29 protein-coding genes are annotated in these 25490 nt (G+C 45.4%); 13 read left to right on the top strand and 16 right to left on the bottom strand.

Features of this window, described 5'->3' with window-relative positions:
* Positions 1-27 precede the first annotated feature (27 nt).
* On the bottom strand, positions 28-1947 hold the full coding sequence (locus tag ACRRSW_RS19960; protein ID WP_432460252.1) for an ABC transporter ATP-binding protein: 1920 nt from the start codon (positions 1945-1947) through the stop codon (positions 28-30).
* A 101-nt stretch (positions 1948-2048) separates the two neighbouring features.
* On the opposite strand from ACRRSW_RS19960, the gene ACRRSW_RS19955 reads away from it, so the two are divergent.
* Entirely contained in the window at positions 2049-2249 is a 201-nt protein-coding gene (locus ACRRSW_RS19955) for a YheV family putative zinc ribbon protein (protein WP_432460251.1), read from the top strand.
* A gap of 21 nt (positions 2250-2270) precedes the next feature.
* Here the strand turns inward: ACRRSW_RS19955 and ACRRSW_RS19950 are convergent, their stop codons facing one another.
* The 3 genes from ACRRSW_RS19950 to ACRRSW_RS19940 are packed head-to-tail and all read right to left on the bottom strand — an operon-like array spanning position 2271 to position 3990.
* Positions 2271-2765, bottom strand: a complete 495-nt coding sequence (locus ACRRSW_RS19950; RefSeq protein WP_432460250.1) for a GNAT family N-acetyltransferase — start codon at positions 2763-2765, stop codon at positions 2271-2273.
* Positions 2766-2786: 21 nt separating this feature from the next.
* Positions 2787-3008, bottom strand: a complete 222-nt coding sequence (locus ACRRSW_RS19945; protein WP_432455811.1) for a SlyX family protein — start codon at positions 3006-3008, stop codon at positions 2787-2789.
* 4 nt (positions 3009-3012) lie between these two features.
* Positions 3013-3990 carry a WD40 repeat domain-containing protein gene (locus tag ACRRSW_RS19940; RefSeq protein ID WP_432455812.1) on the bottom strand — a complete coding sequence of 326 codons (978 nt, stop codon included), beginning with the start codon at positions 3988-3990 and terminating at the stop codon, positions 3013-3015.
* Between the two features lie 141 nt (positions 3991-4131).
* On the opposite strand from ACRRSW_RS19940, the gene fkpA reads away from it, so the two are divergent.
* The gene (fkpA, locus tag ACRRSW_RS19935; RefSeq protein WP_432455813.1) at positions 4132-4941 is read left to right on the top strand and encodes an FKBP-type peptidyl-prolyl cis-trans isomerase; all 810 of its coding nucleotides are present in this window, start codon (positions 4132-4134) and stop codon (positions 4939-4941) included.
* A gap of 100 nt (positions 4942-5041) precedes the next feature.
* On the opposite strand, the gene rsd is transcribed toward fkpA, so the two are convergent.
* Complete coding sequence (gene rsd / locus ACRRSW_RS19930) at positions 5042-5521, bottom strand: sigma D regulator (RefSeq protein WP_432455814.1); 480 nt, start codon at positions 5519-5521, stop codon at positions 5042-5044.
* 181 nt (positions 5522-5702) lie between these two features.
* Between rsd and nudC the strand changes: the two genes are divergently transcribed.
* From nudC to ACRRSW_RS19905, 5 genes are all read left to right on the top strand, one after another.
* Positions 5703-6494, top strand: a complete 792-nt coding sequence (gene nudC, locus ACRRSW_RS19925) for an NAD(+) diphosphatase (RefSeq protein WP_432455815.1) — start codon at positions 5703-5705, stop codon at positions 6492-6494.
* A 104-nt stretch (positions 6495-6598) separates the two neighbouring features.
* Positions 6599-7663: a uroporphyrinogen decarboxylase gene (gene hemE / locus ACRRSW_RS19920; RefSeq protein WP_432460249.1), complete on the top strand. Its 1065-nt coding sequence runs from the start codon at positions 6599-6601 to the stop codon at positions 7661-7663.
* 168 nt (positions 7664-7831) lie between these two features.
* The gene (locus ACRRSW_RS19915) at positions 7832-7978 is read left to right on the top strand and encodes a hypothetical protein (RefSeq protein ID WP_432455817.1); all 147 of its coding nucleotides are present in this window, start codon (positions 7832-7834) and stop codon (positions 7976-7978) included.
* Positions 7979-8207: 229 nt separating this feature from the next.
* Positions 8208-8993: a sulfite exporter TauE/SafE family protein gene (locus ACRRSW_RS19910; RefSeq protein WP_432455818.1), complete on the top strand. Its 786-nt coding sequence runs from the start codon at positions 8208-8210 to the stop codon at positions 8991-8993.
* A gap of 269 nt (positions 8994-9262) precedes the next feature.
* The gene (locus ACRRSW_RS19905) at positions 9263-9436 is read left to right on the top strand and encodes a PLDc N-terminal domain-containing protein (protein ID WP_432455819.1); all 174 of its coding nucleotides are present in this window, start codon (positions 9263-9265) and stop codon (positions 9434-9436) included.
* Here ACRRSW_RS19905 and ACRRSW_RS19900 read toward each other — a convergent pair.
* Together ACRRSW_RS19900 and ACRRSW_RS19895 are read right to left on the bottom strand one after the other, a co-directional pair.
* A complete protein-coding gene (locus ACRRSW_RS19900) occupies positions 9433-9816 on the bottom strand; it encodes a TM2 domain-containing protein (protein ID WP_432460248.1) in 384 nt (127 codons plus the stop codon). The two genes, ACRRSW_RS19905 and ACRRSW_RS19900, sit on opposite strands and share 4 nt — an antisense overlap.
* A gap of 4 nt (positions 9817-9820) precedes the next feature.
* The gene (locus tag ACRRSW_RS19895; protein ID WP_432455821.1) at positions 9821-10033 is read right to left on the bottom strand and encodes a DUF4177 domain-containing protein; all 213 of its coding nucleotides are present in this window, start codon (positions 10031-10033) and stop codon (positions 9821-9823) included.
* A gap of 241 nt (positions 10034-10274) precedes the next feature.
* Here ACRRSW_RS19895 and ACRRSW_RS19890 point away from each other — a divergent pair, with 241 nt between their 5' ends.
* From ACRRSW_RS19890 to ACRRSW_RS19875, 4 genes are all read left to right on the top strand, one after another.
* Positions 10275-10514 (top strand): TIGR02922 family protein, encoded by a 240-nt coding sequence (locus ACRRSW_RS19890; RefSeq protein WP_432455822.1) that lies wholly within the window; start codon positions 10275-10277, stop codon positions 10512-10514.
* A 371-nt stretch (positions 10515-10885) separates the two neighbouring features.
* A complete protein-coding gene (locus tag ACRRSW_RS19885; RefSeq protein WP_432460247.1) occupies positions 10886-11470 on the top strand; it encodes a YjaG family protein in 585 nt (194 codons plus the stop codon).
* A 166-nt stretch (positions 11471-11636) separates the two neighbouring features.
* On the top strand, positions 11637-11909 hold the full coding sequence (gene hupA / locus ACRRSW_RS19880) for a nucleoid-associated protein HU-alpha (RefSeq protein ID WP_432455825.1): 273 nt from the start codon (positions 11637-11639) through the stop codon (positions 11907-11909).
* 530 nt (positions 11910-12439) lie between these two features.
* Positions 12440-12811, top strand: a complete 372-nt coding sequence (locus ACRRSW_RS19875; RefSeq protein WP_432460246.1) for a sirohydrochlorin chelatase — start codon at positions 12440-12442, stop codon at positions 12809-12811.
* Here ACRRSW_RS19875 and ACRRSW_RS19870 read toward each other — a convergent pair.
* Positions 12781-13215 carry a hypothetical protein gene (locus tag ACRRSW_RS19870; protein WP_432455827.1) on the bottom strand — a complete coding sequence of 145 codons (435 nt, stop codon included), beginning with the start codon at positions 13213-13215 and terminating at the stop codon, positions 12781-12783. The two genes, ACRRSW_RS19875 and ACRRSW_RS19870, sit on opposite strands and share 31 nt — an antisense overlap.
* A gap of 235 nt (positions 13216-13450) precedes the next feature.
* Here ACRRSW_RS19870 and ACRRSW_RS19865 point away from each other — a divergent pair, with 235 nt between their 5' ends.
* Positions 13451-13930 (top strand): FKBP-type peptidyl-prolyl cis-trans isomerase, encoded by a 480-nt coding sequence (locus ACRRSW_RS19865; protein WP_432455828.1) that lies wholly within the window; start codon positions 13451-13453, stop codon positions 13928-13930.
* 37 nt (positions 13931-13967) lie between these two features.
* Here the strand turns inward: ACRRSW_RS19865 and leuA are convergent, their stop codons facing one another.
* A complete protein-coding gene (gene leuA / locus ACRRSW_RS19860; protein WP_432460245.1) occupies positions 13968-15641 on the bottom strand; it encodes a 2-isopropylmalate synthase in 1674 nt (557 codons plus the stop codon).
* Between the two features lie 442 nt (positions 15642-16083).
* Positions 16084-16623 carry a YfaZ family outer membrane protein gene (locus ACRRSW_RS19855; protein ID WP_432460244.1) on the bottom strand — a complete coding sequence of 180 codons (540 nt, stop codon included), beginning with the start codon at positions 16621-16623 and terminating at the stop codon, positions 16084-16086.
* A 270-nt stretch (positions 16624-16893) separates the two neighbouring features.
* On the opposite strand from ACRRSW_RS19855, the gene aqpZ reads away from it, so the two are divergent.
* The gene (aqpZ, locus tag ACRRSW_RS19850) at positions 16894-17595 is read left to right on the top strand and encodes an aquaporin Z (RefSeq protein WP_432455831.1); all 702 of its coding nucleotides are present in this window, start codon (positions 16894-16896) and stop codon (positions 17593-17595) included.
* Positions 17596-17820: 225 nt separating this feature from the next.
* Here aqpZ and ACRRSW_RS19845 read toward each other — a convergent pair whose 3' ends face one another.
* The 6 genes from ACRRSW_RS19845 to purD form a co-directional block, all read right to left on the bottom strand.
* The gene (locus tag ACRRSW_RS19845; RefSeq protein WP_432460243.1) at positions 17821-18798 is read right to left on the bottom strand and encodes an NADPH:quinone reductase; all 978 of its coding nucleotides are present in this window, start codon (positions 18796-18798) and stop codon (positions 17821-17823) included.
* Between the two features lie 1071 nt (positions 18799-19869).
* Positions 19870-20463, bottom strand: a complete 594-nt coding sequence (locus tag ACRRSW_RS19840; RefSeq protein ID WP_432455833.1) for a DNA-3-methyladenine glycosylase I — start codon at positions 20461-20463, stop codon at positions 19870-19872.
* Positions 20464-20517: 54 nt separating this feature from the next.
* Entirely contained in the window at positions 20518-22041 is a 1524-nt protein-coding gene (locus ACRRSW_RS19835; RefSeq protein ID WP_432455834.1) for a succinylglutamate desuccinylase/aspartoacylase family protein, read from the bottom strand.
* A gap of 173 nt (positions 22042-22214) precedes the next feature.
* Positions 22215-23432 (bottom strand): class I SAM-dependent methyltransferase, encoded by a 1218-nt coding sequence (locus ACRRSW_RS19830; protein ID WP_432460242.1) that lies wholly within the window; start codon positions 23430-23432, stop codon positions 22215-22217.
* 8 nt (positions 23433-23440) lie between these two features.
* On the bottom strand, positions 23441-24037 hold the full coding sequence (locus ACRRSW_RS19825; RefSeq protein ID WP_432455836.1) for a YitT family protein: 597 nt from the start codon (positions 24035-24037) through the stop codon (positions 23441-23443).
* Between the two features lie 148 nt (positions 24038-24185).
* Positions 24186-25481, bottom strand: a complete 1296-nt coding sequence (gene purD, locus ACRRSW_RS19820) for a phosphoribosylamine--glycine ligase (RefSeq protein ID WP_432460241.1) — start codon at positions 25479-25481, stop codon at positions 24186-24188.
* Positions 25482-25490: the final 9 nt, after the last annotated feature.

The following is a 25490-nucleotide window of genomic DNA, read 5'->3' as shown; positions in this document are numbered from 1 at the left end:
CTGAGTGGTGTAATCGGTCAAGTAAAGTTATTCCTCGGCACTGATCCCAAAGGCTTGTTGTTGCTGTTCCAACTGTTCTTGTAGATCAAACCATTGCAGCTCCGTTTCTTCTAATTCAATTTTTAGTGTTGCCTGTTGTTGTAAGCACTGTTGCAGTTGTTGTTTGTTGTCGGCGGTGTACAGTTCAGGATCGGCCATCCGTTGCTCTATTTCAGTTAGGGCTTGCTGGGCTTTATGACTGCGTTTTTCAAGCACTTCCAACTGTTTGCGAATACCGCGGGTTTGCTGGCGAAACTCAGCCTCTTTACGTTTTTGTTCTTTGCGTTGAGCAATCGAATTCGTCCCAGCGGTGCCGGTACTACTGGTGTTCTCTGCGCGGTTGGCTTGGCTTAGCCATTGCTGATAATCGTTTAAATCGCCAGCAAAAGGAGAAACTCGTTGGCTATCGACTAAGTAAAATTCATCGGTTGTGGCTCGTAGTAGTGCCCGATCGTGAGAGACGATGATCATTGCCCCATTGAATTCTTGTAAGGCGAGGGTGAGCGCATAACGCATCTCTAAATCGAGGTGGTTGGTGGGCTCATCGAGTAGTAACAAATTTGGCTTTTGCCATACGACTAAAGCGAGAACCAAGCGGGCTTTTTCGCCGCCGCTAAAGGGAGCTACAGGCTCTAGGGCTTGGTCGCCTTGAAACCCAAAACTACCTAAATATTTACGCAGATCGGCTTCGGTGGTGGTGGGCGCGAGTCGTTGTAGATGCTGCATTGGGGTATCGTTGGGGCGCAATGTTTCTAATTGGTGTTGGGCGAAATAACCCACTTTAGCTGCTTTGTTAATTTCAACATCGCCAGCTAAAGCTTTAAGCTCACCGGATAACAACTTGATAAAGGTGGATTTACCAGCACCGTTGCGCCCCAGTAGGCCGATCCGGCTGCCCGGTACTAAATTGAATTCGACTTGTTCAAGAATGGTTTTGTCGGCATAACCGGCACTTACTTTTTCCATCGTTAACAAGGGTAAAGGTAGGCTGTCGGGCTCTCTAAAGCGAAAACTAAACTGTGAATCCACATGCGCTTGGCTAATCAGTTCCATTTTTTCTAAGGCTTTTAGTCGGCTCTGTGCTTGTTTGGCTTTACTGGCTTTGTAACGGAATCGGTCCACAAAACTTTGCATGTGGGCGCGCTCACGTTGTTGCTTTTCAAACATTGCCTGCTGTTGAGCCAAGTGTGTTGCTCGCATTTGTTCGAAATCAGAATAACTGCCGGTATATTCATTTAGCTGGCGATTTTCAATGTGCACAATTCGGTTAATGATGTTGTCTAGAAAGTCACGGTCATGCGAGATTAAGATGAGGGTGCCGGGGTAGCGCTTTAACCACTGTTCTAACCAGACAACGGTATCTAGATCAAGGTGGTTAGTTGGTTCATCGAGTAGTAATAAGTCTGAGCGTACCAATAAAGCTTGAGCCAAATTGAGTCGCATTCGCCATCCACCGGAGAAATCGCTGACACTCTGCTGTTGTCCTGCTTCGCTAAATCCTAAGCCGGCCAATAATTCGGCCGCTCTGGCGCGGATTTGATAACCACCAATAGTATCTAATTTATTGTGTAGGGTCGCGATGAGTTCACCATTCCCGGCAGATTCGGCATCGGCAATTTGTTGCTCCACTTTGCGGAACTCAAAATCACCATCAATTACGTAATCGATGGCTTTGCGGTTTAGCGCAGGGGTTTCTTGCGCAACGCTGGCAATTTGCCATTTGCTGGGGACACTCAATTCTCCAGCATCGACATGCAGTTGCTGCTTTAGCAAAGCAAATAAAGACGATTTACCGCAACCATTTTGGCCGACTAAACCTACTTTTTGTCCGGGATGGATGGTGAGATTGGTTTCCTCTAAAAGAAATTTGCTACCGCGTTGAAGGCTAATACTGTTGGCTACGATCATGGTTGTTGCTATGCGCTACTAAAAATGTGCAATAATGCCGCTATGATACCTGATGCAGCTTATGGCGCATAGCGACAGCGCAGAACAAAGTAGAGTGAATTATGGCAAAACATCGTTTTATCGCGGGTGCGGTATGTCCCGAGTGCGGAGAACTCGATTCCTTAAAACTGGTCATCGTGGAGCAGCAAGGGCTCACGTTAGAGTCGGTGGAATGTGTTAGTTGTGGCTATCATGCCGAGCGTCCAGAAGGGCAAGCGAGTGAGTCGACAGATGCTGAGCTAATTGGTTTGTTTAAGCCCTAAGCATCCTAGTGGCAAACCGATTTATAATTGTTTACCCAAAATTGTGAGGTTATAGGTTTGCTGGTCCATCCTCGCGACGCTGGGTAGCTGGCCCCAAAGTTGGTAAGCGAGTTTATCGAATAAAGCCAGGCTTGGTGTGTTATGGCTAAAAATGAAAGCCAGTAAAATTTCAATCTCCAATGTTTTGGCGATCGGTTCGGCGGCTTGTAATATGGCTTTTCCTAAGCCTTTACCGCGATGCTGCTCGGCTAAATAAAGGCTAATTTCGGCGCTGTGTTGATAGGCGGGGCGGCCATAGAAATCACTAAAACTTAACCAGGCAATGGTTTCACCATGCTGTTCTATTACATACAAAGGACGTTGAGGTTTTTGGTGTTGCTTAAACCAGTCTAAGCGCGAAGCTACCGTTTGTGGTTTGGTATCGGCGGTGACTTGGCGCGATTCAATGATCGAATTGTAGATATCAACAATACAGGGAAGGTCACTTTCTAGCGCTAAACGAAATTGAAAAGACATGCTCAAATCCAAACCTAGGGCTTAGTAATGAGGCGGCGGAGTTTCTTGTTCTAGCGGTGCCACCGCCGAGCCATTGTCGGTCTCGAAGAGTTTGCCGCGGATCAGCTTAAATTGGTGCTGTAGGGTATCCAACTGTTGCTGTTGACTTTGCAACGCAAGATTGAGCTGTTCAATGGTGTCTTCCTGAAAGGCCAATTTTGTTTCGAGACGCTCAATCATGTTAAATAGCTCTTGCTGATCCATAGTGCTAATTCTTTATATCCCAAATTTCAACGAAACCACTAGAGCTTGCGCTCACCAGCTGGCTATTATCAAGCATCGCCGCGCTATACACAACAGCGCTTTTCGGTCGGGTTTTTTGTTTCGCAGTGACCAACCATTGCTGCAGGGCTTGGCCGCTGGCTACATGCCAGAGGCTCAGTTTTCGGGCCGCAGAACCTGTGATAAGCCATTCGCCTTGTTTGGCAAAACGAACATAGGAAAATAGGCTTTGTCGGGCGGTGAGTTTCAGTTGACTGACTCGCTCACCGCTGGGAAGTGCCCATATTCGGGCAAGTTTGCCATTGTCTGCGGTGAAGGCATATTTTCCATCGGGTTCTAGAGCGACCATCGATACGCGCCCCTGTTGAGGAAAGCGCAGTAATACCTGCGCCGTTTGGGTATCCCAAAACAAGGCTTGATAATCGTTACCACCAGTCAAGGCGTAGCGGCCGTTAGCCGATAAGGCAACTGAGTTGATTTTTTCGCTATGCCCTAGAAACTCTAACCGTCGGCCAGTGACTAGATCAAGGTGAATCACTTTACCATCACCAAGGCCGATCAGGACCTGCTTGCCGTTGCTGGATAGGGCAATATCTCTGATACTAGATTCACTGATCTTCCAATAGCCCTGAGCCTGGCCAGTGGCGATGTCCCAAATCACAAAATCATCGCGACTGGCACTAATCGCATAGCGATTACCATCGGCGATTTTGACTAAGAATACTTGATTATTCTCTTGGTTTTGATGGTTCCACTGAAACAATTGGCGTTGTTGTTTAATATTCCAAAGAGTCAAACCATGGTGTATTGAAGACACTAGGCTCAGTTGCCCATCCGCTGAAATATCGGCGGCATAGGCTCCATCCAGCGCTTGTTGCCAACTCGCCGAAGGCGGAGCCTCTTCGCTACAAGCCGCTGTCAGGATAGAAAAGCTGAAAATCACAAACCACTTAAGTAATGTCATTTTTTGTTTTTTACGGAACTGTCGCTAGGTTGTGTTGACTAATAGGGTTAGTATAAGAGTTTTGTAGGCTAAGTGTTTAATAATTCATAGTGATCTTGTTCGCTAAGCCGCAGATTAATGCGATTCTATTGGAGAAATTGAATGAAAAAGTATTTTGCCGTGTCGGTTTTGGCCGCCTCTATTTTTGCTGTTACTGGTTGTCAAGACGAAAAAGCTGAAGCGCCCGCGGTAGAGCAAGTTTCCCTCGAGAAAACTGACGCGGGCACGGTAGCTAAAGCTGCCTTTGAAAGTGCCGAGCAGCGACAAGCCTACGCGATCGGTGCATCAGTATCACGCTATATTGCGAGTACTTTAGAGCAGCAGAAAGAGCTAGGCCTTGAGTTAGATAACGCTTTAGTGCTCAAAGGAATGCAAGATGGTTTAGGCGGTGAAGTTTTGATGTCTGAAGAAGACATTCAAACTACTTTAAAAGAATTAGACGAAAAACTAGCCGGTTTAGTCGAGAAGAAGACGGCAGCAGACGCTGCTGTGGCAAAAGCTGAGAGTGATAAGTTTTTAGCTGACAATGCCGCGCGTGAAGGCGTGACTGTGACCGAGTCTGGTTTGCAATATGAAGTTTTGACCGCCGCTGAAGGTGATAAACCGAGCGCAGAAGATACGGTGACTGTGCATTACAAAGGGACGCTAACCGATGGCACGACTTTCGATAGCTCTTATGATCGTGGCGAGCCAGCAACCTTCCCATTAAACCGAGTGATTCCTGGTTGGACCGAGGGTGTTCAATTGATGTCTAAGGGTGCGAAATACAAGTTCTTTATCCCTTCCGACTTAGGTTATGGTGAAAATGGTGCAGGCAGTATCCCGCCAAATTCTACTTTAATATTTGAAGTTGAGTTGCTTGATATTGAAAAAGCTGATGCTCCTGCTGCGAAAGAGCAACCAGCAAGTTAAGTTTAATTAAGCATTGAGCAATACTAAAAATGCAGTGCCTAGCACTGCATTTTTGTTTTTAGCGTTAAAGCTTGTCGTATTTAAATCGTGAGCAACTTGATTATTTGGCCGCAGCACTTTGCTGACTATGCTGATATAAATGGTCCAGTAACTGGTCTTCAATGGCAAAACGCTCTTCCATTTCCTGCCCAAGTTCTGATAAATCTCTATCAAAGCTGGCAAACTCTAAGTCTTCATTGACCTCGGCATACTGATCATTAAAACGGAGCGCGGTTTCGGTGGTTGCGCTGATCTGTGGCAGTAATTTTTCAGCGGGTTGGCTATCGCCTTCACCAGCACATCCACTCACAATTTGCTCATAAACTTCGAAGTGGCCCGTGGAAACATAATCAACGAGTTGTTCGCAAAAATGACTAATTGTTTCGGGACTCGGCAGTGAACGCTCCTTACTTTCATAGGGAGGTAGCCCCGCGAGATTACAATAAGTGATAAGTAATTGCTTTCTGGCGAGTAACCAAGCATCAATGACTTGACTCGCACCGCCCCATTTGGCTTGGGCTTGTTCTAGTTTTCTTAGCATTGGCATGGCTCCTGAAACTATTAACGTTAGCTCTATAACTAAAGAAAATCGAAGCTTTCGTCAACTGATATTTAGTTTAACTGCGGAGTGGCTAAACATTTGCTGCAGGGAAAGCTTGTTAAGTTGTTTAAGCTTGTTCATTATTTGCTAATAAAGCAAATTTAAGAGCAAGGAACGTGGTGTGAGTAAGCAATTTGGCTGGTGGTTTTTCACCTGTGGTGAGCAAATTTTGGTGATTGCGCAGGGTGAACGCTTGCCCTATGGAGATATTGATGATTTGCCGTTACCTGCATTAGAGTTTAGTCGAGTAGAGCAATTTGCTAGCTATAAAGGTGAGCCCTGCTTGCGTTTAGAACTCGAGCATCCTCAGGACCTCGGGATGGGCGAGTGGGTTGATCTGCGTAGCAGCATGTCGCTGCTTAACTCGCAACTATTTAACCTCGTCGGTAAGGCGCAGCAGTTTGCTTTGTTTTTAAAAACTCATCAATTTTGCGGTTGTTGTGGTCATGCGATGACACGAGTAGATTGGGAGTTAGCCATGTTATGCTCGGCGTGTGGATTTCGCGCCTATCCGCGGGTTTCGCCCTGCATTATCGTATTAATTAGTCATGGTTCTCAGTTATTACTGGCTAATCATCGTCGTCACCAAAAACAAGCACAACCGATTTATACCGCGATTGCAGGTTTTGTCGAAGCGGGAGAAACCTTAGAACAAACTGTACATCGTGAAACTCATGAGGAAACCGGGCTTAAACTTAAAAATTTGCGTTATTGGAAGAGTCAGCCTTGGGCATTTCCTCATTCATTGATGGCGGCTTATTTTGCAGAATATGCCGATGGTGAGTTAAAGATTGATCGCCGAGAATTAGCTGATGCCCAGTGGTTTGAGGCGAACGATTTACCTCATTTGCCGCCTCTTGGAACGGTTGCTCGCGATATGATTGAACATTGGTTAGCCCAAACTTCACTTTAAATGTGATTCATGGGAGTGTTTGAATTGTTAAACTAATGTCTTGAGTTGTTAAAGTAGCTCGTTACAATGCTCTAGCTAAAAATTATAAGGAATCAGAAAAGCCAATGTCGCCATTGAAAAACGATCGCTATTTAAGAGCTCTGTTGAAGCAACCTGTCGATACCACCCCTGTGTGGATGATGCGTCAAGCGGGTCGTTATCTGCCAGAGTATCGCGCAGTACGAGCGGATGCTGGTGATTTCATGACGGTTTGCCGTGATGCAGATTTGGCCTGTGAAGTGACGTTGCAACCTTTACGTCGTTTTGCGCTGGATGCTGCGATCCTATTCTCCGATATTCTAACCATTCCTGATGCGATGGGTTTAGGTTTGTATTTTTCCAGTGGTGAGGGGCCGAAGTTTGAACGGCCAGTGACCAGCCTTGCCGCTGTTCAAGCCTTACCGATCCCCGATCCTGAGCAAGAGCTGGTTTATGTAATGAATGCAGTTCGTACCATTAAGCGTGAGCTAAAGGGTGAGGTGCCGTTGATTGGCTTTTCTGGTAGCCCTTGGACGCTCGCCACTTATATGGTGGAAGGTGGTACAACTAAGTCTTTCAGTGGTATTAAAAAGATGGCCTTCAGTGAGCCACAAACTCTACATTTGCTACTCGACAAACTAGCCGATTCGGTGATCTTGTATTTGAATGCCCAAGTGGCGGCCGGAGCTCAGTCGTTAATGATCTTTGATACTTGGGGCGGCGTATTATCGGAGCGCGACTACCATGAATTTTCATTGCGTTATATGCATAAAATTGTCGATGGTTTGACCCGTCAAGCCGACGGCCGGGCGGTTCCTGTGACTCTCTTTACCAAAAATGGTGGGCAGTGGTTAGAGCAGATCGCGGCGACTGGTTGTGATGCAGTTGGTTTAGACTGGACGATTAATATCGCCGATGCTAAGCGACGTGTGGGAGATAAGGTCGCTTTACAAGGCAATATGGATCCATCGATGTTATATGCTCCGGTTTCTCGTATTAGACAAGAGGTTCAGCATATTTTAGACGGTTTTGGTGAAGGTTCTGGGCATGTATTTAACTTGGGACATGGTATTCACCCAGATGTTGATCCCGAGCATGCGGGGGCGTTTATCGATGCGGTACACGAACTGAGTCGTGGTTATCACCAATAACGGTTTGTGTTTGATTCGCGGGAATGAATCAGCCAATAGCAGATGCGCTTCGCGCAGCTGCTATTTTGTTTCGCTATGCCATAGTAACGGATTTTGCTATAGTAGCCGCTGTCGTGGAACTCTTTACGGATGAAGTGGTTTATAGGTCGTAATAGAGAATTTGTTGTTATGAAATCACCCTTTCAATTAATCGTCGTACTGATGCTGGTGTTACTCGTGATTGCCATGGTAAAACTGAAAAGCATTGGTGAGCCTCAAGTATTATCTTACCTACCAAAATATTTAGATCAGGAACCTATCGATCTGTCGAGATAGGCTCTGGGTTGATTTGATATTAAAACCAGATCGCGATGCGCGACTTATCCAAACGAATATGGGTAAGATGAAGTTGGTTAAGGTTGCAAAACAGCGAGTACATCGCGGCAACGATGCTCAAAATTCATTCCGAACGCTCACTTCGCTCCGAAATCTTTAGAAAACTTTGCGCCACTGCATTGTTTCAAGCAGACTATGCGGCATTATCAGGTGGAGTGTTGGTTAGGTCGTGACGTTCATTAGTTTTTTATTGATTGGTGCGGTTGCTGGGCTGATGTCGGGGTTGTTTGGGATCGGTGGTGGCTTGGTGATTGTGCCAGTGCTTATCAGTAGTTTTGCTGCGATGGGCTTTGCTAGCGAATCGGCAATTCATTTAGCGATAGGCACCTCCTTGGCGACGATTTTGTTTACCGCGAGTAGCGCTAGTTATGCTCACTATCGTCGAGGTTCGATTGATTGGTTGATCGCTCGCCGTTTAATGCTGGGGCTGCTGCTTGGTGCTGGCGCGGGGGCGTGGCTTGCCGGGCAGCTTCAAGCTCGGCATTTAAGCTATTATTTTGCCGGATTTCTGTTACTCATGGCATGGTATATGGGCTTTGGGCGTTTACCGAAGGCACAACGAAGTCTTCCTCAGCAGTGGGGGACCAGTGTGCTGGGTGCGCTTGTTGGCGGCATTTCTGCGATGTTTGGCATCGGCGGGGGGACTATTTTGTTTCCTTGCTTAAGCTGGTACGGCTTAGCTGCGCCAAAAGCGGTAGCGATTTCTGCGATATGTGGTATTCCTATTGCCTTGGTCGGGGCTTCAGCCTATATCTACAACGGTTGGGGACTGGCTGAACTACCGCCTGGAAGCATTGGCTATGTTTATTTACCGGCGTGGTTGGGCATTGTATTGACGAGTTCGGTGTTTGCTCGAGTGGGGAGTCGCTTGGCGTATCGATTGCCAGCGAAGCGATTAAAACAAGCTTTTGCTGTGTTATTATTACTGATGGCAATCAAACTATTGAGTACTTAGCTTTGGCTGAGCAATCAGATGACGTTATTCCCGCCTAGTCACGAATGGTTTAGAGATACGTTATGGTGTATTTGTCTGTCGTTGGATTTATTGTGAGCCGTAATTACTCGTCTAGCAATTGCAGTTGCATCCCTAAGATATGATGGCCAGCCCATGTTCGCAAATCGTGATAGAGTGACGTCAACAAATTGATTTAGAATGCGCTGGGTCAATCACAATCAGCGCGAGTATTATGATAAACGTTTCAAATTGAAAATAGAGGAATCACAATGTCATTGTCATTGCTAATCGCGATGCTGATTTTAATCGGCGACGTGTTCGCTATCATTCGTACATTAAAAAGTGGCGCCGAAGTCGGACGCAAATACTTGTGGGTATTTTTAATTTGCTTATTACCGATACTTGGCTTGCTACTGTGGCTGTTTAAAGGCCCCAAGGATTAGCGCTTAACGATTTGTTTCAATAGAGTCTGCATGCTCTTATTGTTATGTTCTAATAAGATCAGCTCGGCTCTAAATAATGCTGGAAGTTCAATTAGACTGACCAGCAACAATAGACTCACCCCCCATATCCAGTAGGGACTAAACAATATACTTAGTCCCATTAATGATATCGTTAAATTGATTAGGCCTCGTTGCCATTTACCCAAATAGAAATGATGTAAACCCGCGATAAATAGATAGTTGAGAACAGCATAGCTGTCGGGATCTTTTACTTGTTTTTCCCACAATTGGTAAAATTGTTGGCGTAAGGGGGCGGGCAGCTGACGTATTTCTGCGCGTAGTTGTTCTTGTTGTACTTCTAAATCATCACGTCGGGTCATTCGTTTAGCGACCTAAGGTGACGATCACTGTTTCTCTAGACCAAAATAGCCAAAATCGTCTATTTTCAATTACTTGAAATACTAATTGCCAGCCATTGCTGGCTTCTTTGTTAAGCGTTGCCTCTACTTTTTGCAAGGGCATACCGGAAGCGCCAAGAAATAAGGTCCCTAAGGCACCTTCGGTAATAGCGATAACTTTGTATTCTTGATAAGCCATGATGATTCCTAATCTAAAATAGTAATTGGCTGACTATAAGCTAAGCTTATAGTCAAAACCATAGTTATAGTTCAATCACAAGTGTGGGTTAAGTTTGCTCGAAAGGGGGCCTTTGTGCCGTGAAGCAGGGCGAGAGAATGAGACTACTTTGGTTGACGTTACATATTTGTTATATAATACTGCGATTGCCATATGGGGTTTCAAATTGAATTCATTAACCCTCAATTGTTAGGGATAAGCTATGAAAGTAACGATGCTGTATTACGACGAAGATAATCCCTTGTTGTTACAGCAGCAGGTTTTGTCTGATTTAGGTCAGAGTGAAAAAGGTCGAGTGGTTATCCCTAACGAAAAGAAAGCTGGGAAGATTATTATCGCTATTTTGGAAGGTGAGGTGAAGGTTCTGAACTCTTTAGGAGACCGGGCTTTCGCGGCTTTTGACTTAGAGAAGCAAATTGCCTTTGATGATGGAGGGGAATAAATCTATTCCACCGTAGATGAACCGCGAGTGACTATCGCGGTTCATTGTTTTTTATACTCTTGCAAAAACTAGCAATTTACCAAATAGTCGCTCTCAATATTTGGTCTGAGTTGTTAAGTTAATCTCCTAGCCATTTATTCCGTTCAGTTACGAGCGGGCTTGCTGCATATAAGGGGCACATCGCAAAAAATTACGCTTTCAGAAGTGGCTAGGTCAATTCCTCTGCGGATGATTTTCAGCTCATATTTTCTTATTGTCATCTGTATTATCCAGCCTCACCGGGGGCTCAAAATTTAGTGAACCAGGGCGGTTGATGGTAAGCTAATCAGCATTTGATGACCTTAATCGTTTTACTTAGTGTGGAGCAAATAATGCTAACCCCTTGTGATCTCGACCGCTTAGCGAAGTTATCGACTAAGCAGCAATCCTTATATTGTTTGGCCCTACTTCAGCGAATGTCGCCTAATTATTTATTGTTTTGTCAGGCGACAGAACAAGTTCATGAGGCTGATTTTCGTCGTTTACTGGCGTTATTTTGGGAAAGTGCTTTGCACCCGCAAACTAAAATTAACTTTTCGGTTCAGCGAGAGCGCTTCGAAACGCTGATCCCAGATCCTCAATTGTTTGACATGTATGGAGTATATCCAGCGTTAGATTGTTGTGTGGTGGTTGAATGCTTATTGAGTTGTTTACTTGAGCCGACAGGCCAGGAAGCAGAACAAGCTAGTCAGACTTCCTTAGCGAGTGTTTTGAGCCTCTTAGAATTGCAGTTGGGGGAACTCGATGAAGATGCGATGCTGCGGCAAGACTTAGTCCAACAAGAGCTAGAATTTCAAACTGATTTACTGGATATGATCGACCATTTAGAGAAAGGGAAATCGGGGGTAGAAATTTTGAAAACCTTCGCGTTGAACCAAGGTGTGAGTAATCTGGGGATCTGTTTAGAAGACAATTAAATGGTGTCGTCGCCAAGATTATGGATGATTTTGTGACTATTTACGCATAAATTGGTTAAAGCCCCGTCAAATAAGGCGTGAAAGTGGAAAAATTCTTTGCGCAGGGTTTTTTTTTCTCTTAAAGTGAAGCTGGATTATTTAAACGAACGTAAAGGATTTAGATATTATGAATAAAACTGAACTCATTGATGCGATTGCAGAAAAAGCTGACCTATCAAAAGCTCAAGCTAAATTGGCTTTGGAATCAACTTTAGGTGCTGTGACCGACGCACTTAAAGAAGGCGATCAAGTTCAGCTAATCGGCTTTGGTACATTCAAAGTTAACCACCGTGCAGCACGTACCGGTCGTAATCCTCAGACTGGTGCTGAGATCCAAATTGCTGCTGCTAATGTACCTGCGTTCGTCGCTGGTAAAGCTTTAAAAGAAGCTGTTAAATAATAGCGCTTTGACACTAGGGCATGTTGAGCTTTCGTGCTTGATTTTTGTTCGAGATAAAAACATTTTCGTCACGACGAGCGGTATCTAGCTTAGGCCGCTAAGCCAATAGCGCTCCATAAAGCTTTAAGTGCTGATTATGGTTCTCGAAAGTTTAACCCCTAGCTCTAGCCCTTTAAGGGCTAGTGTTTCTTTTCTCACCGCTCTCCTTTAGACTTTCCTCTCCACGACCTTTTCCAATATAGTCATGCTGTCTTAGCTGTCTTAGCTGCATTGGCATTTCTGTTTATTTCAGTGAAGGCTTATATCAATCTAAGTCATTATCTGTTGATTTTTGCTGGCCTAAATCACCGCTAATTGCGTCATGTATTTTGTAATTAGAGCCACTAGTTACTGCATTCGATGCCTCGTTATCGGCAGATTTATTCTACGCAATAAGTTGTTCATATAGTGAATCAGATTGGTATTATTGGGTATCTCTTTCTGGCGGTGATGAATCTTTGCCATCGTTGAATTCTAAATTAAGGAAGTATATGAAAGCGTTATTAGTTGTCGCTCATGGCAGCCGCCGTCAGCAATCGAATCAAGAAGTGATTGACTTAGCGGCTCAAATGGCAGGGCAGCTGCCTAGCTATCAGCAAACTCATGCGGCATTTTTAGAATTAGTCGAACCATCAATTAGTCAGCAGATCAATATGTGTGTCGCTGCCGGTATTGTTAACATTACCTTATATCCTCATTTTTTGGCTGCGGGTACGCATGTGGTGAATGATTTACCAAGAATTATTCAGCAAGCTGAAGCAAGTCATGCGGGCTTAAACATCACCTTGTTACCACACTTGGGAGGGTTTGATGGCTTAGCTACATTTGTGTGTCAATCCCTAGAACAATCCGTGGCAAATTGACGTAAGCGTGCCAGTAACTGCGGAACATAATGAGGATGTGCCATTTGTAATAAGTTGTGCCAATGGCGATGACCTAAGGTTTCTTTAAGCAACAAAATTACTTGAGTCAGTGGCGCATTCAGCAATAGCTCTGGGCGATATAAATAGTCGGCACCTTCTTGAAAAAACCAAGGACTAGCAGTGAAGCACTTAAATAGTTGTTGTTGCTCTGCTGCATGATGCAGTCGCTTGAGCTGCTTTACTGGGCTTAATTGTTTGACTTGTAAACTCAGTTGAGCCAATTCATCGATATTCGCTTGGCTAGGGAGGGAATGTAGAGAAAATAGGGCTTCAGCTAACTCGTTAGATGTAGAGCACTGAAATTTGTAATCGTCTGGGGTGTTTATGCTGCTATCTATACTCACAATCAACTTCTCTCGGTAGTAACCTCCTTGTTGATTTACGACATTGTATAGGCTTCCTATGAATATACTGGCTGATCGGTGAATGCTGGTCAATAGTTATACATTAATTTGTTGAGCTGTACACAAATACGTTTCGCTATTGTTTACTTCCATTTTCCCTAAGATAACTATAATACTTGGCAAACTCCGCCGATTCTGCTGTAGTAGCGCAACATTTCCATCTTGAGAGAAGACCATGAAAGTTGTAAAAGATAGTGTGGTGCGTTTTGAATATACTCTGCATGAAACCGACGGCGCGTTATTGGAAGCGACCGACCAAGATGCGGTCGCTTACCTGCACGGCCATAATTCGATGATTCCTGCGATTGAACAGGCCTTAGAAGGCCTAGAAGCTGGCGCAGAAATCAAGCTAAGTTTGGCGCCTGAAGATGGCTACGGTGTGCGTGATGAAAATGCAGAGCAGCGCGTGTCGGTAAAACACTTGCAAGGCGCTAAGCATTGGAAAGCTGGGATGGCTGCGCTCTTGGAAACTGAGCAAGGCCCTCGTCAGGTAACCGTGGTTAAGGTTGGGAAGTTTATGGCGACCGTTGATACCAACCATCCCTACGCGGGTAAACATCTCGACTTTGCTATCAAATTAATTGAGGCTCGTCCAGCAAGCGCTGAAGAATTGGCGCATGGTCATGCCCACGGTGCGGGTGGGCATCACCATTAAGTCTTATGGCTGAGCGTACATCAGATGGCGCAGCTAACTAGACCATTTCCAGCTGAGCGGATATGCTCAGCTCTTGATTTAAGGCACATAACATCGCTTTTAAGCTTGCGGTGAGAATGTCTTTATCGATGGCGACCCCAAGATAGCGTTTATTCGCGATCTTAGTTTGAATGTAACATACCGCTTCCGCTTCAGCTCCTCTACTTAAGGCATGTTCAGTGTAGTCGAGAACCTCGATAGTGAAGCCAAATTCCTGCTGTAGTCCGTTGACAAAGGCGGCCAGTGCGCCATTGCCATTGGCTTCAATCCTGCAGGTTTGCTCATCCCGTTGTAATACAACCTGTAAATGTTCTTGCTGTTGGTAGCTGATTTGGTAGTGGCCAAGTTGATAGGCATGGCTTTGCTTTAAATAAGTCTGCTGGAATAGCTGCCATATTTTTTCTGGGGTGATTTCTTCACCCGTTTTCTCGGCGTCTTGTTGTACCACTGCACTAAACTCAATGAGCGCCCAACGAGGCAGTTGAATGCCGTAGTCTCGCTCAAGGATATAGGCGATCCCGCCTTTGCCTGATTGGCTATTGATACGGATCACTTCCTGATAATCTCTACCTAAGTCACTAGGATCGATCGGTAAATAGGCCACATCCCAAGGCGCGCCAGTTTGCTGCTGTTCTAAACATTTCTTAATGGCATCTTGATGGCTGCCAGAGAAAGCGGTAAATACCAATTCACCAACATAGGGATGACGCGGATGTACTGGCAACTGGGTACAGTGTTTGACCACTTGTACTATTTCATCGATATTGGCCAAGTCCAACTCCGGATTTATCCCTTGACTGTATAGGTTCATTGCCATCGTCACGATATCCATATTTCCGGTGCGCTCGCCATTGCCGAGTAAGGTGCCCTCCACTCGGTCGGCTCCGGCAAGTTGCCCCAATTCAGCTGCGGCGATCCCACAGCCGCGGTCATTGTGGGTATGCTGGCTAATCACGAGATCTTGGCGATGGTCGATGTGCTGGATAAACCATTCTATTTGATCGGCGTAAACATTAGGCATCGACATTTCAACTGTGGCTGGAATATTAATGATTATTTTATTGTTGGTGTAAGGACGCCACTGGGCAACCACCGCATTACAAATTTCCACCGAGAAATCGAGTTCGGTTCCAGTAAAGCTTTCTGGTGAATATTGAAATTGCCAATTAGTCTCTGGGTAACATTCGGCCTGCCGCTGTAGTTCTTTTGCACCAGTGACGGCTATGTTAATGATACCCGCTTTATCCAGTTTGAATACCTTCTCGCGCTGTGTTCTCGAGGTTGAATTATAGAGGTGCACAATCGCGTTTTTCGCTCCGGCTAGTGCTTCAAATGTGCGCTCGATTAAGCCCGAACGGGCCTGAGTTAATACTTGAATGGAGACATCTTCCGGGATCTGATTGGTCTCGATTAACCATCGCACAAAATCGTAGTCGGTGGTTGATGCGGCAGGAAAACCAACCTCGATCTGTTTAAAGCCGAGCTTCACCAGAAGCGCAAACAAGGTTTTTTTCTGTTCCACCGACATCGGTTCAATCAAGGCCTGATTGCCATCGCGAAGATCCACACTACACCACTGTGGTGCTTGACTGATACTGTTATTGGGCCATTGTCGATTAGGTAAGTGAACCTTCTGAAAGGCTTGGTATTTTTTATAATTAAAAGTGGACATGATTTATCTCTACAGTTGAATTGAATGAATTTAGCCCAACGGACCGCCAGCGCGAGGCAAGAGAGTGCGCTGACGGCTAATTAATCGAAATATGGCAAATGGTAATTTCATTTAAAATTCTCAAGTGGAGAGTGATGAACAAAGTATAAGGAGATCTGCTGAGTGAGTGTTTGCGAGTTATGGTTTAATAAAGTTAATTTAGGGTTATTTATTTCAATTTATAACGCTTTTTTGATTTTATTATCCCTTCTAGAAGCTTTTGATTGAATTTTAAAGCTATGGCATTTGTTTTTGGGGGCTCTGCTTCACTGTCGACGCTGAAAAGAGCTAGGCGCTGTGGCTAGATAGATACGGACTAGATGGTGAATCAAGAAACATCAGGAATGGCGTCGCACTTGGCCTGTTTTTCATCTCAGAGCTGAACATAACAGGCCTCTGAGGACTAGAACTTAATTACTGCGCCGATATAGAAACCTTTATTAAAGCTTAAATCGTTTGCAGAACGATAGTGAAACTGAATGCTACGGTAACCTAAGTACACGTTAGCATGGGGCATCAGCGAATAAGCCACTCTTGCATCTAAGTTGTAGTAACGACTTAATTCATGACTGGCTAACACCGAAGGTGCGTAGTAAGCACTTCCTGAAATTGTTAAATCTGGGGCAATGAGAATGGCGTAGTTTCCTCCAATGGTTACGGCATGCGCGTTCGCGTGATGATTTGCCCACAATGTGTTGAACTTAGTGCCAATTGCAAATTTATGATTGTCCTGCTGGTGGGTTGCCTTGATCCCTAGCTCTGCTAAATCGCCTTCAGGTCGAGAGTACATATAGTTTGCCGACACCTCAGCTGCAGGCCCTATCGCGCTGGTAAAACCAGCTCTGAAGGCATCATCATTCAGTTCAAAGTTAAATTCACTCGCATAGACAGTAGGAATAGTGAGTATGGTGATGTAAACCGCTAAAATATAAGTTCTAAACATGAACGTCCTATTAATGAATTATTTTCGGATTAAAGTGTGGCAATGGTAGCTATATTTTTTATATTTGTCTTTACTATTGTGTTTTTTAGTTCTTTGTATTTATTTCGATTTCTCTCGATTTCTCTCGTCTTGTATCTGTTAAGCGAGAAACTGTATCGAACTGAACGGGCAAGGGAGTAAAAACTCGGTAGGCTTGGCAGGAGTGGCCTATATTTAGGCGACAGTGGCAAGTTGCTACTGTGAAGCCTATGTTTGAAAAGGAGAGCAAACATGCCGTTATTCAATCGTTTAGTTGCAGAAGGGATTGGTACTTTTTGGTTGGTTTTAGGGGGCTGTGGTAGTGCTGTATTAGCGGCGACTTTTCCTGAGGTAGGGATTGGCTTGGTTGGGGTATCACTAGCCTTTGGTCTGAGCGTTCTCACCATGGCTTATGCCATTGGGCATATCTCTGGTTGTCACCTTAATCCTGCGGTCACCATCGGTTTAATGGTGGCAGGGCGTTTTTCTAAGTTTGATGTATTCCCTTATATTTGTGCCCAGTTACTTGGCGGATTTGTGGGCGCAATTATTTTGTACTTGATTGCCAGTGGTAGCGCTGATTATGATTTGGCTAGCCATGGTTTGGCGAGTAATGGTTACGGCCTGCATTCACCAGGAGGCTATAGTTTAGTCGCAACCTTTATTTGTGAAATAGTGATGACCTTTATGTTTTTATTCATCATTTTAGGGGCTACTGATCAGCGTGCACCAGTGGGGGGCGCCCCCTTGGCGATTGGTTTGGGATTAACTTTAATCCATTTAATATCTATTCCGGTGAGTAATACCTCGGTGAATCCGGCTCGTAGCACTGCGCCTGCCTTAATCGAAGGGGGGATTGCCTTAAGTCAATTATGGTTGTTTTGGCTTGCACCACTCGTTGGGGCGGTTTGTGCTGGTTTGATGTATAAACAAATTGCCGCGAAGAAAGAATGAACTTGATTTGGGCTGTTGATCCTTCATCACTCATGTTATTCCAAGGATCAACAGATTTTGGTTGTCGAGGGAGTAGGGGAAGCAATATTTCTTAGGCTTACTTTTTCGCCTCACGCCTCGAGTCTATAAAATAGCCCTCAAGGTTTATCTTATTTCTAGAGCCGCTGCGCATCGAGAGTGGTCGCAGCGGGACCAATTGAGAGACGGGCTATTTATGTCGTCGAGTTACTGGTGACTAACGGTATCCTTAGTCTGCTGGGTGTCGATCACAATATTGCCGTGAGCGCCTGCTTGCATCACGGCTTGATGAGCGGCGCTGGTTTCGGCCAAAGCAAAACTTTGTCCTATCACAGGGCGAACAAATCCCGCTTCGGCACCTGCATAAAGGGCCGTATGGATCTGTTTTAGCTGTGCGCTATCGGCGTGCGCTAAGGCCATTCCCATAATACAAGCATCTCGAGCCATGAGATCTCGAGGATTAATCTCTACACTGCCTCGGCTACCGATCACAACCACGCGTCCTCTTGCATTGAGTAGCGGTAGATCATCGCCTAAGTTTTGATTCGCTAGCATCTCTAATATTACATCCACCCCACCGGCTTGTTGCAGTTGTTGGTAGTGTTGCGTTTGATGGTGGTTTACTACCACATCGGCACCTTGTTGTTTGAGTAGTGCCAAACCGGCTTCGCTGCCAGCGCTGGCAAAAACCCGACAACCCGCAGCTTTGGCGAGTTGAATTGCGGCGAGTCCGACGCCTCCGCTCGCGCCGTGAATAAACACCGTTTCTGCGGCTTGAGCATGGGCTCGAATAAACAGAGCTCGCCAAGCTGTAGCATATGGTGTACCTAAACAGGCACCTTGTTCGAAGCTTAAGTGATTCGATAGAGGATAAACCTGTTGCGGGCTGGCCAAGCACTGTTCAGCGCTGGCACCGCTGAGTGTTCCTGCGCAATAAACTCGTTGTCCGAGACTTAGGCCTGTGACGTCAGCACCCACGGCAATGATCACGCCTGCGGCATCTTTTCCAGGCGTGTGTGGGAAGTTGGCGGTGTAGTTATTACTACCGGCTACGATATAAGTATCTACTGGGTTGACCCCAGCAGCCTTGACTGAGATTAGCACTTGTTGTTGATTTGCAACGAGGTCTGGCAGTTGATTGAGCTTCAGTTGGTCGCCATGGAATTGCGCTTGTATTGCCTGCATCGTTTCTCCCTTATATAGCAGTGACGGTTAGTGGATTAGCATACCGCAGTTTTCTCATTTGTAACGGTTTAAGAAAATACTTGCGAAATTTTTTATCAAACAATAGTTAACAATTTTCACAAATTCGCTCTGCGCTGTGGTTTGGAAAGCCTTTCAAATGATTTTTTGGTAATTTAATTACTTAAAGTGAAATTTAGTAAGACTAAAATGAAAAAACGTAATGTTAATTGTGTGCTGTGTCGCATAATATTAATCCCAAGAGAGAAAGTTACTAACAAAAACACTTTACATAGTTAGCGACTTTTAAGATTGAAGCAAACAAAACAATAGGTGAACATATTATGGAATTATTTGGTTTATTTTACGCATTACAATCACAGGCAAACAATAATCAACAAAGCCAAGCGCAACGTAATCGCTAGTCATTTACAAGCAAAAGGAAAATATTATGTACGATTTATTTGGATTGGTCGCCCTTAGCTACCTAGGTTACAAAAAACACGATGACGCCAGTGTTAAGCAACTGAATCGTTAATCTGATTGATCAACTGAGTTAAACTTTTACTAAAGAGAGAAAAATTATGATGGAATTAATGGGTTTGGTGGCATTAAGCTACTTACAAAACAAAAAGACTGAAGAACAACGTTTCGCGGAGTTAACTCGTTAATTTGTAAGACTTCGTTCAGTTATACTAACACTCAATAATTGTCACACAGAGATCATCGCCGATCAGGCGAAAGCTTCCCCGTTTAGGGTGGCCTAAATCACCTTCTATTTAGATTGACTGCAACCAGTCACATGCGCTCAACAGCGAGCGAATAAGGCCCTTGGTCGAATCACTTACGACTCACCGTATTGATGACTGATGAGCAGCCCATCGAATACTAATCTAACCATTACTGGTTTATTTTTGCTAGCCTAGATCACCGCTAACTGCGTGATGTATCTTGTCATTAGAGCCACTAGCTACTGCACTTCCTGGCTGATTATCGGTAAATTAATTCTGCGTAATAAATTGCTCATCTAATTAATTAGATTGCTATAACATCTTCTGGCCAGTATGAAGCAGCTTAACGTTTGGCTAACTCGACACACTCTCGATAGACATGGCAATCCACCAGGTGATCGTTCACCATACCCACCGCTTGCATAAAGGCATAACAAATCGTGGGTCCAACAAAATTAAATCCTGCTTTTTTTAAGGCTTTCGACATTGCTTGTGATTCTGGGCTTTCAGCTGGAATGTCTTGCATATGGGTATAGCGATTTACAATGGTTTTGCCGTTTACAAAGCTCCAAATATAGTCGCTAAAAGTTTGGCCTTGTGCCTCTATCGCTAAATAGGCTCTGGCATTCTTAATAATGGAATTAATCTTAAGCTTATTGCGTACGATCCCTTTGTTTTCCATTAAGCGGGCGCAGTCTTGGTCTTGGTATTGAGCGATTTTGTCTGGTTGGAATTGAGCAAAGGCTTGATAGTAGTTTTGCTGTTTACGCAGAATGGTTATCCATGACAAACCGGCTTGTTGTCCATCTAAACAGAGCTTAGCAAATAGTTCTTTTGAGTCATAAACTGGCCGCCCCCAGCTATGGTCGTGATAATGTTGATAATCTGGGGCGTCACCACACCATGTGCAGCGTTTGATTAAAGCCTCTTGGGTCATCGTGATTACTCCTTAAAAGAATTCTTGGCTATTGCTCGCCTTGATAAGGCTTGGCTAATCTTCTGGAACATCATCCATATCGGGGATTTGATGCCCCGTTGGTGTTGGCCGCGAGGGGCTCTCGGGTTTAGGTGGCAGCGTGGTCGCCTCATCATCTGTAACTTGGGGGGTGGCATCATTCTGGTTTAGGCTGGGTGTTAGCCCCATCTGTTCCGCATTATTCTCGACAACTTTTTTCTTCACTTGTTCACCCTGTTGTTCAAGAGCTTCTATGCTTCGGCGTTCACCAAGGTTAAACACAGCGTAACCAGCGCTGACAAATTGGTCCTGAGCACGGCCAAGAACGACGGCATTGAAAGGTGCGTATAGATTCTCGATTTCATTATTAATCGGGTTGCTAATTTCACCTAACAGTTGCCCCTTGTTTACTTTTTGCCCTAGGTTGACTTTGTTTATCAGGATCCCGCCTTGGCGAGAGCGCAGCCACTCGGAGGCATAAAATACCGGTTGTGGTGAAGACCAAAAGAAAGAGCGCGGCAACATACCGATGGAACTTAAATAACTGCGTAGCGCTTTGACGCCAGTTTCAACCATTTTTACATCAACGGTGAAAGGACCTCCCACTTCCATCACCACCGCGGGGATCCCAGCGGCGGTTGCTGCGCCACGTAAGCTGCCTGGGGGAGCAATGCTTTGTAGTACCGAAACCGCACCAAATTGTTTGGTTAATTCCGCAACCGAAGTTAGAGTGATATCGGCCCGTAATTGAGTCACATTTTCCCGAAACATTGAGCCAGAATGCAGATCAATGACACTGTCACAGTGACGGATAATGCTGGTAAATAAGCTATAAGCGACGCGAGAGGCGGTTGAGCCGTTAGCATTACCAGGAAAGGCGCGGTTAAGATCACGTCGGTCTGACATATAGCGATCTTTGCGCCATAGTCCGTCAATATTGACCACTGGAACCGAGATAATGCTGCCTTTGAGATTTTCTGGTTTTAGGTTTTGTACGACTCGGCGGGCAATTTCAACCCCGTTGACCTCATCACCATGGATCGCGGCAGTTAAACATACGGTTGGCCCTGCTTCTTTACCATGCAATACCACGACCGGGGTGGCCATTTCGAAGCCACCAGGCAGGTGACCGGAAAACCAATCTAGGGTGGCTTTGCTGTTCGGTGAGAGCTCGGTATTGAGTAAATGAAGCGGTCCCCATGTCGCTTGCTCTGGGGGCGGCTCGGCTAAATTTTTCTGAGTTTTGCTCGAGAGCGGATCGTTGCCAACAACTATCGGAATAATGTTTTCGGGTTGGGCCGGCAAAGCTTGTTTGTCATCGCCTGACTTTTGTTGCAGGTCCAGCTCGGTAGGGTTTGCTTCGACTGACTTTCCCTTCGACTCGGTTTCTGGGAGGATGTTTGGTTTAGGCTCGGGGATTGGTTGTGGTTCACTCGATGCCGTGTCGTTTTCAATAAGTGCGGGATTGAGCGCTTCTTCATATTGTTCTTCTTGTTCGGTGGCAAACAGCATAGAACTAACGCAAAGCAAGGTGAAGCATAGCGGGATACGAAGCAACATAAAGTTTCCAGTTATCAATGAGTCAAGGATAGATACCTATCCAATATTGGTAAGTGTAACAATTATCACAGTAAAAGGCCTTATTGCTTATTAGATCAGAGGCTATATCGCAAGGGTTAAAAACCAATAAACAGTACTTAAGGTATTGATTAGAGCCTTACGGTTGAAGCGCCCTAAGGCAACTCGGCTTGAATGAGTACATTACGTGGACTAGTTTGAAAGGGGAAAAGTTCCACGAGTTTTAGCTGATAGCCATGCTTTTGTAAAAATAAGCAACGGTCCAGAATCAGCCAGCGCTCTAAGATGGGTCTAAATAGTTGTTGTATCAGTTCACTTTTACGTACTTGAAGATGGCGCTCTCGTCCTAGGTTTAAATAATCTGCCCAGTCGATGGACTCTGGCAGCGCCAGTTGGTGTTGTTGACTCGCCCATTGGGCAAAATCGGCAAAGCTACTCCCTTGAGCAAACCAGTGTTTCGCCACCGACGGCAACGCTTGGTAGTCGCTTTGCCCAGTCACTTGCTCGCGTAAACATTGGTAACTTAAGCGCCAATGGATCTCGGTTTGACGTAGGTTTTGCACCCGCTGACCCGAGGTAACCGACTGAGCCACGGCCAAGCGTAAGTCCGCTTTACTCAATTGAAGGGAGCTTTGTTGAGCCTGCTCGGAGAGCGGCTGATAGTAAGGGGTGCTAATGAGGTGATAGCAGCAGGGGCATAGGCTGAGTCGTTGTGGTCGCTGCTGACTGGCTAAGCGAAGTAGCTGTAGGTGCAACTCACCGCAAGCGTGTAAGGCCACTACATGTTGTTGCTTGTTGAGCGTGGCTTGGGGAGGCTCAGCTAATACATCACAGTGTTCAAAATGTTGGCTTAAGTTTAATTTTTGGGCCAACTGTTGCCCCTCTTCACAGAGCGGTGCCTGCCACTCTAGGCTGGTGACGGGCAGCTGGTGATGGTAACTAATGAAGCGCCCCAAGTGACCTTTGCCTGCACACCACTCCAATACTGGTCTTGTCTCGCCGTGTAATTGTTGGCAAAAGGCTGCAATTTGTTCCAATTTACGGCCTTTAATACCGTTACTCAACCAAAATGGGCTGATTAAACTGCGCGTTTGAGGAACCGTTAAGGGCCATGATTCTTGGTTTTGCGTTAGTTCTGGGAAATACTCAGCAAAATAGCTTCTAGCCAGCGTGGGCTGTTGTTCAAATTGGGTCAGCTGCTCAAGGCTTAGTTGTTCTAAGCGGTGTTTGAGTGAGGGCTTTGGCCAAGGGAATGTGTGATGGGCAAAAGGACTGAATTGCCAATAGTCTTGGTAATCTGTAAGCCATTGATCATAGCAAGCAAACAAACGCTGAGTTTGTTTTACCGAGATGAACGCAGAAGTAAATGTCATTGGTTTAATTAAGATAGACCTTGGTAGCGTCCACTTTTGTGATTCAATGATATCACGATATTGAGCGCGACCGCGCCAACAATGGACCATAGTAAAACGCTTAATGGGACGAGGAAGTAAGAGGCAGCAACAATCATAATATCGAGCCCCATTTGCACCTGACCTGCACGAATATTAAAACGTTGTTGTAAATATAAGGCTAGAATATTCACCCCGCCTAAGCTGCCTTTATGGCGGATCAGGATCAACATACCAGTGCCAATTAAGAAACCGCCACAGAGTGATGCATAACTTCTCTCAATATGTGAAACACTGAGGACCAGATGCATATAATCGGTAAACAAAGAGACCAGCAATACACAAGCGACGGTGCGAAAAGTGAAGCTTTTGCCCATCTTGGCAAAACCCAAAATAAAAAAGGGTAAGTTAATGAGTAAAAATATTTGACCAAAGCTTAACTTAAAAAATTGACTGGATAACAGAGCCAAACCCGCGGTACCACCAGTGAGTAATTGAGTCTGTTTAAAGAAAAATAGTCCTAAGGAAACCATCAGGCTGCCAATTAATAGGGCTAAACCATCTTCTAATAAATTATGCTTTTCCATGTTACGCTCTTCGCAATGATGACAGTGAATAATAGCACTGCTTGAGTAATATTGAGATTAAGCTTTGCATCATGTGAAAAATACAAAAAAAACCACTAAATATCGATCATTTAGTGGTTTTATATGTTATTAGCATTCAGCTTAAGGCTTAGCCTTGGCTTTTTTCTCGGGCGATAGCGCGGTAGCCGATGTCGTGACGATAGAACATACCGTTCCAAGACACTTTTTTGACTAAGGCGTAGGCATTGGCTTGAGCCTCTGTCACGCTGTTGCCTAAGGCGGTAGCACACAGCACTCGACCACCACTAGTCAGGAGCTGACCGTCTTTTTCGCTAGTCCCTGCGTGGAATACTTTGGCGTCTAGGCTTTCTTCGCTCAAGCTGGGTAGGTTAATCACATCCCCTTTCGGGTAATCACCTGGGTAGCCTGCAGCGGCGAGGACCACACCCATGGCTGCACGAGAGTCAAATTCGGCAGTTTTACTATCGAGTTTACGATCAACGGCGGCTAAACATAGCTCAACGATATCAGATTGCATTCGCATCATTATCGGTTGGGTTTCTGGATCTCCGAAGCGACAGTTATATTCGATGATTTTTGGCATGCCATCAGCCATGATCATCAAACCAGCATATAAGAAACCAGTGTATTCGTTGCCTTCAGCAGCCATGCCTTTTACTGTCGGCATGATCACTTGATCCATAATGCGTTGGTGAATTTCAGGAGTTACTACCGGTGCGGGTGAGTAAGCCCCCATGCCGCCGGTATTTAAGCCGCTGTCACCGTCGCCAACTCGTTTATGATCTTGGCTGGTGGCCATGGCTAATACGTTGCTGCCATCCACCATCACGATGAAGCTAGCTTCTTCGCCATCTAAGAACTCTTCAATTACCACGCGTGAACCTGCTTCACCAAAGACGTTATCGGCGAGCATATCTTCGATTGCCGCGATTGCTTCGGCTTCGGTCATCGCCACAATCACGCCTTTACCTGCTGCTAAGCCATCGGCTTTTACCACGATGGGGGCGCCCTGCTGCTTAACATAAGCAATGGCAGGTTCAACTTCGGTAAAGGTTTGGTAGTAACCCGTTGGGATGTTGTGACGGGCTAAAAAATCTTTGGTAAAAGATTTAGAGCCTTCAAGCTGTGCTGCTTTTTCGGTGGGGCCGAAGATCTTTAGACCCGCAGCGCGAAAAGCATCCACCACGCCAATCACTAAGGGGCCTTCAGGGCCGACAATGGTCAGTTCAACTTGGTTCTGTTGCGCAAAGCTCAGTAGGCCGGCAATATCTTCAACATTAATTGCAACATTTTCCAGCTTTGGCTCAAGCGCCGAACCAGCGTTGCCGGGGGCCACAAAGACTTTATCAACTAAAGGAGACTGGGCGGCCTTCCAAGCCAGCGCATGTTCACGGCCACCGCCGCCAATCACAAGTACGTTCATTTTTGTTTA

The organism is Agarivorans sp. QJM3NY_25, assembly GCF_050870875.2.
Lineage (GTDB): Bacteria > Pseudomonadota > Gammaproteobacteria > Enterobacterales > Celerinatantimonadaceae > Agarivorans.
This window is presented reverse-complemented; position numbering and strand designations above follow the sequence as displayed.